6 protein-coding genes are annotated in these 8,258 nt (G+C 46.9%); 2 read left to right on the top strand and 4 right to left on the bottom strand.

What is annotated here, in order from left to right:
• Positions 1–172 precede the first annotated feature (172 nt).
• The 4 genes from ACTHY5_RS01030 to ACTHY5_RS01045 are packed head-to-tail and all read right to left on the bottom strand — an operon-like array spanning position 173 to position 5,279.
• Positions 173–2,230, bottom strand: a complete 2,058-nt coding sequence (locus ACTHY5_RS01030) for a nitric oxide reductase activation protein NorD (RefSeq protein ID WP_441875123.1) — start codon at positions 2,228–2,230, stop codon at positions 173–175.
• A gap of 1 nt (position 2,231) precedes the next feature.
• Positions 2,232–3,047: a CbbQ/NirQ/NorQ/GpvN family protein gene (locus ACTHY5_RS01035; RefSeq protein WP_441875126.1), complete on the bottom strand. Its 816-nt coding sequence runs from the start codon at positions 3,045–3,047 to the stop codon at positions 2,232–2,234.
• Between the two features lies 1 nt (position 3,048).
• A complete protein-coding gene (locus tag ACTHY5_RS01040) occupies positions 3,049–4,392 on the bottom strand; it encodes a cbb3-type cytochrome c oxidase subunit I (protein WP_441875129.1) in 1,344 nt (447 codons plus the stop codon).
• Positions 4,393–4,442: 50 nt separating this feature from the next.
• The gene (locus ACTHY5_RS01045; RefSeq protein ID WP_441875132.1) at positions 4,443–5,279 is read right to left on the bottom strand and encodes a c-type cytochrome; all 837 of its coding nucleotides are present in this window, start codon (positions 5,277–5,279) and stop codon (positions 4,443–4,445) included.
• Positions 5,280–5,773: 494 nt separating this feature from the next.
• On the opposite strand from ACTHY5_RS01045, the gene ACTHY5_RS01050 reads away from it, so the two are divergent.
• A complete protein-coding gene (locus ACTHY5_RS01050) occupies positions 5,774–6,382 on the top strand; it encodes an HAD family hydrolase (protein ID WP_441875222.1) in 609 nt (202 codons plus the stop codon).
• Between the two features lie 191 nt (positions 6,383–6,573).
• The coding region (locus ACTHY5_RS01055) for a TonB-dependent receptor plug domain-containing protein (RefSeq protein ID WP_441875135.1) at positions 6,574–8,258 on the top strand (1,685 nt) is incomplete at its 3' end.

The following is an 8,258-nucleotide window of genomic DNA, read 5'->3' on the forward strand; positions in this document are numbered from 1 at the left end:
ATGGCGTGTCGAGGGAGGTGACTCTGTTTCCTCTTTCATACTGTATTTAAATAGAACGATTATTTAGTGTGTTTGGTATTATATATTGCACCCTGTAGGCAACTGCTGTAGGCGATGCTTCAGCTTCGCAATGTTGCGTAGCAACATCCTGCGTATATCGCTTAGGTTGGTATTAATGTACTACTAAGCGTTTTAGCCAATCGAGTAGGGCGGTGGGTAGGCTTTCGGGCTTGGGGAGTAGGGCGTAGTGGTGGGCACCAAAAATGCGGGGGAGGTAGCTAGGGGCTTGGCGGTCTATGGTTAAACAAAAAGAAGAAATGCCTTGCTGGGTCGCCTCAATAACGGCTTGGCGCATGTCTTCTACACCGTATTGGCCTTCGTAATCATCTTTATCGTTGGGTTTGCCATCGGATAACAACACTAACAGTCGATGGCTGGCCGCTTGTTGCATTAATGACTGGGTGGCGTGGCGTAGCGCGGCACCGGCTCGGGTGTAACGCTCTGGCTCTAACGCACTAATGCGCAGCGCTATGTCATTATTAAAGGTTTCATTAAAACCTTTTATTTCTCGTATCATTACCGCTTGGGGGCCTTCACCAGAAAAGGCCTGCACGCTGTAGGGCTCTCCCATACTTTGTAATGCTATGCACACCAATAATAGCGCTTCGCGTTCTACATCTATAATGCGTTTATTTTCACTCACCCAGCTGTCGGTTGAGCCACTAATATCAATCACTAAAGTAATGGCTAAGTCACGCTCTGCACTGCGCCGCGTTTGATATAAGGTATCTGACAGGGTACCGCCAGCACAATAATCGGCGTAGCTGTCTATCCACGCATTAAGGTCAATATCATCACCGTCTAATTGTTTGCGCCTTGTGACCCGTTTGGCGCTGAGCATTTCAAAATGACGACGAATTTGATTGAGTAAAGATTGATGTTGTTGTTTGGTGTCATCGACCCAAGTTTGAGTACCCAACAAGTTGGGTAAAACATGCAAGGTGGCACCGGGATCTCGATAGGCTTGAGCCCGAAAATCCCACTCTGGATAACGAATCCCACGCCCTTCACGTATGGCTCGCTTAAGTTGCATCGCGGTATTGGTGTCGGGTGGGTCGTCTGCAATCAGCACTTCTTTGGGTTTACCCGGGCTTGAGACCAAACGTGCTTCTGGTAGATCAGAGAGCATATCGCCAAAATCATCGGCACTGGTGTCTTCATCTTGATCGGTTGGGCGATTTAAACCAAAGGGATCTTCGGCTTGTTGGTGAGGCTCATCTAGCTGCACCATCAATATTCCCTCGTCACTTTGATGGTCGTCTTCGTCGGTTTGTGCTTCTCGTACCTCGGGCCTGCGGGGCAAATGACTGCTGCGCGGTGTACTGTCGTCATCTGTTGTTTGTTGAGCATCAGTGTTATTAAGAGTGGATGCTGCTACCACAGCGGGTGAGCGCAATTCGCCCGTCCACCAATCTTTGAGCAAGGGGGCTGGGCCTAAGAGTTTTAGCTCTTCTTTCGTACTTAAAGTCAGGCTGGGTACTAGCGTTAGATCTTCAATGAGTTGGCAGGCTTGTGAATAAGACTGCTCAGGGTTGAGGCTGTAAGGCACGCTGGTATCAGTAATAGGGCACGAGAGAAGGTGGCGTAACCACAGCTCTAATGGACGGCGTGCTTTAGAAAACTGTGTTAATGGTGGGCGGTGTGCCAGTGCGTGCTTGCGCAAGCTTAACAAGACGTCTTGCATGCCGGGTAGCTGCTGCACTAATTCAACATCTACCGCCCAAGCTTCAAGCAATAAATACACATCTAATTGTAAGGCTGACCCCTGAGCTGGCATTAATGTAGCGCTGCGCCGCGTGGCACGTAATGCTTGTTGCAATGCCATGGCGCGGTAGAGACTGTTGCCTTGATTGATATTGGTGATGTGTGAGTTTGGAGGTAACCACAAACACTGGTCATTGGTTGCAGGTACGGCTTGTTGTAACCAAGGGGCTTGAACACCCCCAAATAAACGTGACAAAAAAGTAGGGTGTGCTGGGTGCTGTGCACTGCGCAAGGTAAAGCTGTGCCCAGTAATAGCGGTAATTGTTAAATCTAATCTGGGAGCAATGTCGGCTAATAATGCAGTGGGTGGCCCTACCGGCAAAGGGCGATAGCGCCGCCACATTCTGCGGGTGTAAATGGTGGCGTGACGGGCCGCGTCACTGAGAAGATCTTCGGGTTCTGCCATATTAAATAAAAGAGCTATCTACTAAATCGCGCAACGCCGCGATCATAGATGGCTCATCAGATAACGGAGAGACAATGGCCGCATAGCAAGCCTCGCGCAAACTGATACCAGAGCGTGATAACGTAGCCGCAGCAATCAGCAATCGAGTGCTGGGCACTTCGGCTAAGCCACGATCTCTGAGTTGGCGAATGCGCTCTGCAAGTGCGACTAAGCCGGTTGCAGTGGCATGATCGACGCCGCTTTCGTGACCTACTATAGTCACTTCGTGCTCGGCGGCAGGAAAATCTAAATCCATGGCCACAAAGCGCTGGCGGGTACTGGGTTTGAGATCTTTAAGCATGCGCTGATAACCGGGGTTATAAGACACCACTAATTGAAAGCCGGGTGCGGCTTGTACATGCTCACCGGTTTTATCGATAGGTAAAATACGCCTATGATCGGTAAGCGCATGTAATACCACTACGGTATCTTGGCGGGCTTCTACCACTTCATCTAAATAGCAAATTGCCCCTTCGCGTACGGCTCGTGTTAAAGGACCGTCTTGCCAGACGGTGCCATTATGTTGAATAAGGTAGCGGCCAATTAAATCACTGGCCGCCAAGTCGTCGTGACAGGCAATGGTGATTAAGGGGCGTTGTAAACGCCATGCCATGTGCTCTACAAAGCGTGTTTTACCACAGCCCGTAGGGCCTTTTAACATCACGGCTAATTGGTGTTGATGGCATTGCTCAAATAGCGATATTTCATTGCCAGACGGCTGATACCAAGGCTCAGCCGCCTTGGTATCCGATTGGTTAAGATCTAGGTTAATCGTCATATTATGGCTTATGCTCAGCTTCGGTAACTGTCACCCGTGGGCGACGACTGAAGAAGTCGTATATAAATAACCCAACCCCTAGCGAGAAAATAGAGGCTGAGGCGATTAACATAATGAAATGCACTTGAATTTTTAACTGAGCATCCAAATAGCCCATGCCCATAATACGCTCAAGGTACACTTGGCCAATGCCGGCGGTCGCAAAAGAGATGGTCATGCCAAACATGCCGGCAAGTTGTAGCCAAAAAGCCCAGTAGCCAATGGCTTTATTTTGCCCTTCTCGCTCTTCGGTTAATGACGGCATGGCGTAGCTAATTACCGCCAGTACTATCATGGCATAAGCCCCATAAAAGGCGGCATGGCCGTGCATGGCGGTAATGAGGGTGCCATGGGTCCATTGGTTTACACTGGGCCAGGTGTGGGCTAAGCCCAGCAAACCGGCACCAAACAGGGTGAAAATAGCACTGCCTAAGGTCCAATGTAGCGCGAGATTATTTGGGTGTGAAAGACCTGAACGACGCATAGCTCCGTAGGCATACATAGCCATACCCACAATAGCCAGTGGCTCTAGTGCACTAAAGAAGCCACCAATAGGCAACCAGTAGTAGGGGACACCCACCCAGTAATAATGGTGTGCGGTGCCGATGATCCCGGCTAAAAACACCAAGCCCACAATCACGTATAACCATTTTTCCATTACTTCACGGTCGGCACCGGATAATCGAATTAATAAATAGGCTAAAAAACTGCCCATGATCATCATCCACACGCCTTCTACCCAAAGGTGAATGGTCCACCAGCGGTAGAAGATAGAAACGGTATAGTTTTCGTACTCCAACAGTGCCGGAAAGAACAACACAGCCGTACTGACTAAGCCAAGTACTAATACCCCCTCTGTGGTGGTAAAGCGCCCCGACTTTTTGATGGTCATGCCTATGTTATATAAGAAAATCAGCATGCAGAGCACAATAACTAACTTGCTGGGCAAGGGTTGCTCGAGCAGTTTATTGCCGGTGCCATAACGGAATAAATATCCCACCACAGTGGCCACACCCATGAGTGTCCATAATATTAGCTGTACATAAGCTAACTTAACGCTGTGTAATTCGGTGCGAGATTCATCAGGCACTAGCCAATAAGTAGCCCCCATAAAGCCAGTTAATACCCATACAATCAAGAGATTGGTATGAATAACCTTGGTCACATCAAAGGGCAGTATATTGAGTAGGGGATCTGGGCCTAGATATTTGGCAGCGGATAACAAACCAAAGACTAATTGTAAGCCGAATAGCACCATGGCTACGGCAAAGTACCAATAGGCGACAGTCTGGGACTTATAGCGCATTGTCATTCTCCTTTTCTACGTTGCCGCACGATGGCGGCAGCCGTTATCCGTTATTTTAAGGTGGCGAGAAACGCCACTAACTGATCAACTTGTTCGTCAGTTAGGCTGTCGGCGTAGCCGGTGGGCATAAATGAGGTGCCCGCCGCTGAATACATATCGCCTGGTACTATATGCGCAGAAGGCTGCACTATTGATTCATGTAAATAAGCGTTTACGTCTGTCGCTGCGCCTTGATAACCATCACTTTCTAGTAGGGCTTGGGTGCGAGTAACAATACCGGCTAAGCTTGGGCCCGCCCCGTCTGCACCTGGGGTGAGCGAGTGGCAAGCCATGCAGGTGGGCACGGCACTAGAAAATAAACGCTCACCAAGGGCGATGGGATCAGTGTCTGATGCATTATTAGCGTAAGTGTCGCTGGCGCTATTACCGCCAATAGGGGTGGCAGCGGCACTTATTCCCCCTGTGACTAAAATGGGGCGTGGAGGCCAGCCCTGGTTATCGACATTACTGACCCAGTCAAGAAAGGTAACTAAATCAACAATTTCTTTTTCGCTTAAATCCTGCTTGGGCATTAAGCGCCTGTGTTTATTTTCATCATAAAACTTAGAGGGATCTCGCATATAGGCGTGTAAATAAGCCTCCCCTCTGTGCTTCGTTATTTTGGTTAAATCGGGTGCGTAATACGCCCCTTCACCAAATAAGGTATGACAGTTAATACAGTTATATTTATGCCAGACATCTTTACCGTGGATCACTTCTTCGGTGATGTTTTCGGCATTCGTGAGCGTGGGAAATTGCCGGTGGCTATCCAGCGTCATCCCTAAAAATAAAATAGCCGCAAAAGCGGTAGAGCCAATAGCAAACAGCCGAGCTTGTCTATTATTCATAATGGCGCCTCACCTTAGACGTTAATCCCTGTCCAATGCATAATGATCATTACAAACGAATAAAGTACAGCGATCAGCATTAATCCTAATACTGTAAAGCTCGCACCGCGTATGTATTTGTAGAGGTGACTGGGTTGCATGATATTCCTCCATGACATGTATTAAGCTAATCTAATATATTGAAATCATTAGATAAGCCATGATGATAGAAGACTTATAGCAGACTTGCCAGCCCTCAAAAAATAAAGCATAAGCCTATAAATAATAATGTGAGTGTAAAATGCACAATAAAGTTTTTAATAGACGCTAAAAGTGCCAAAAATGCAGTTGAACAGCCGAATTCCATCAGTATTTATATTTTACTGTTTATAAATACCACGCCATATTTAATATATAGAGGCTTTATTAGCTGTCGCTAAACTCATTTATTAGATGTTGATTGTGCAGTGAACAGGTTAGACTGAAGCTACTTTGTGGATGATGGAACAGCTGTGATGACTCAACGTAGTGACTTTGAATTTAATAATATTCGTGGGGTTATTTTTGACCTAGATGGTACTTTAGCGCACTCCAACCCTGACTTTGCCGGCTTGCGATCAGAGCTGGGTATTGCGGCAGGTATGGACGTTTTAGCTCATGTAGACAGCCTCAGTGACGAGCGAGCACGCAGTCAAGCGCTGGCTCTTATTCATGATTATGAAATGCGTAGCTCGCAGGCTTCTACTTGGGTAGAGGGAGCCAAAGAGCTGATAGCATATCTACGCGCTAAGTCACTGCCGTTGGCTATTTTAACGCGCAATATTCCTGATGCGGCAACCATGACCATTAATAAGCTAGGCATTGATATTGATTTGGTGTTAACGCGCCATGACGCTGAGCCTAAACCTCACCCCGAGGGAATTCAGCTGATTTGCCAGCAGTGGCAGCTAGCACCGCAAGACATCTTATATATAGGTGACTATTTATTTGACTTACAAACCGCGCAAAATGCCGGTAGCCGCTGCGCGCTGTATTTTCCTGACAATGCCCCTGATTACGCACAAGATGCCGATATGGTAGTAACTTGCTATCACCGTTTTATAGAAACATGGCAGCAAGCTTAGCTAACGCGACAGCGATTATGTTTACTGAAATAACTAGGATTAAACAGACAATCGCATCATTTTTACATGTAAATACGTTATTTTGCCGCTTTAGCACAATCAAAAGGGCGAATGAGAGTAACTTAGTTGATATTGGTAATGGTATTCAATATCATTTACCTATTTGAATAGCTTAATGCGAGAGATAAATAGTGAACAAGTACAGTACTGCTCAGTTATTGATGTTGTCTTTATTAGGAAGTGTCGCTTTTAGTGCAAATGCTGCACAAGATAAAGCGTCTGGCGTGTATCAATTTGAGCAGATTACTGTGCTCGGTAGCGCTAAAGAGTCTGAAGTGTTTGTTAACCCAGCTTCTGTGAGTGTGGTAGGACAAGAAGAAATCAAAAATATTGCGCCGCAGTCTGTGGCCAGTTACCTGCGCAAAGTGCCGGGGGTGCAAATAATAGAAGAGGGCGTTGAGCGCATCTCTATTCGGGGTGAAGGTTCTAACCGAGTCGCCATTACCATTGATGGTCAAAAGCTATCTGATCACAGCGGTTATGGTCAGCCATTGTTAATCGACCCTGCCAGTATAGAGCGCATAGAAGTATTGCGCGGCTCTTCTTCTGTGGTGTCGGGCAGCCGTGCCATTGGTGGTGTGGTGAATATTATCACGAAAAAAGGCGCAGGCTCGCCACTTGAAGTGACCACCAGTGCCGGCTACTTTTCGGCCACACGCGGGTATCGAACTTCCAGCAGCCTTGCTGGTAGTCAAAATGGCTTTGATTATCGACTGGGCTTTTCTCGCTCAGAGCTAGGTGATAGACAAACCGCGAACCAGCGTTTAAAACCCAGTAATAGTGATGATAAAAGCTACTCAGCGCATTTAGGTTATAGCCAAGGCAAACACAGCTTTGCTGTTAAAGCCATGCAATATGATGTGGCGGCCAAGCCCTATACTGAAGATTATGATTTAGACATTGATATCGACTTGCCGAAGCGAGAGCTGACTAAATATGCGCTTTTTTATCAAGGCGATGATCTCACTGAACAGGTGAAAAAGTTAAAAATTGACGTGTTTCAGCAGGATGTAGATAGGAAGCTATATAATAATATTACTTTTGCACCTGGGGTTAATATTATTGCGACTTCTGATGATCAGCAGCGCACCCGTGGTATTAATACCTTAGCGGAGTTGGAGTTAATTAACGGTCAAGATACGGTTGTCGGCTTAGAATACGAACAAGATAAGCTAGATAGTGATAAAAACTCACTGACCCCAGGTGGTCCTCAAAATGATGTTGATAAAGCTAGCATCACCACACGGTCGGCTTTTATCCAACATGCTATTCCCTTACATGAAGATATTACGGCAACCCTAGGGGCACGACACTATCGTGTAGAAGCTAAACAGGATAAGTCTTTGACTAACGGTGCATCGAATTCTTTAGCTGAAAACTCAGATAGCCATACCGTAGGGGCGGCAAGCCTAGTGTGGCAGCCTTCAGATGAGTGGGTGTTGCGCACCAATGTCTCTCAAGGTTATGTGTACCCTACTTTGGGGCAGCTATTTCAAACCACTATCTCGGGGGGGACTCAAGTTGTGGGTAACCCAAACTTAAAGCCTGAAACCTCTACCACTTATGAAACCGGTGCCCGTTTTCAAGACGAGGGTTGGATGTTAGATGCTAATCTCTTTTACAGCCGCGCAAAAAACTATATTAAGTCTGTGAAGAAAGAGCCTGTTGATCCAGCTCAACCTAGACTAGAAATAAACCAAAACCTAGATCAAGCCAACAGCTTTGGCTTGGAGTTACAGTTAGAAAAAGAGCTGGTTGATCTCAACCTAACGCCTTATGTCACTGGTACCCTAATGCGTCGTGAGTTAAAAACCGC

The organism is Oceanisphaera sp. (genome assembly GCF_052084945.1).
GTDB lineage: Bacteria > Pseudomonadota > Gammaproteobacteria > Enterobacterales > Aeromonadaceae > Oceanimonas.

Excerpts from the sequence above, each read along its gene's own strand:
- ACTHY5_RS01040 (WP_441875129.1), bottom strand. The coding sequence starts at position 4,392 with ATGCGCTATAAGTCCCAGACTGTCGCCTATTGGTACTTTGCCGTAGCC.
- ACTHY5_RS01045 (WP_441875132.1), bottom strand. The coding sequence starts at position 5,279 with ATGAATAATAGACAAGCTCGGCTGTTTGCTATTGGCTCTACCGCTTTT.
- ACTHY5_RS01030 (WP_441875123.1), bottom strand. The coding sequence starts at position 2,230 with ATGGCAGAACCCGAAGATCTTCTCAGTGACGCGGCCCGTCACGCCACC.
- ACTHY5_RS01035 (WP_441875126.1), bottom strand. The coding sequence starts at position 3,047 with ATGACGATTAACCTAGATCTTAACCAATCGGATACCAAGGCGGCTGAG.
- ACTHY5_RS01050 (WP_441875222.1), top strand. The coding sequence starts at position 5,774 with ATGACTCAACGTAGTGACTTTGAATTTAATAATATTCGTGGGGTTATT.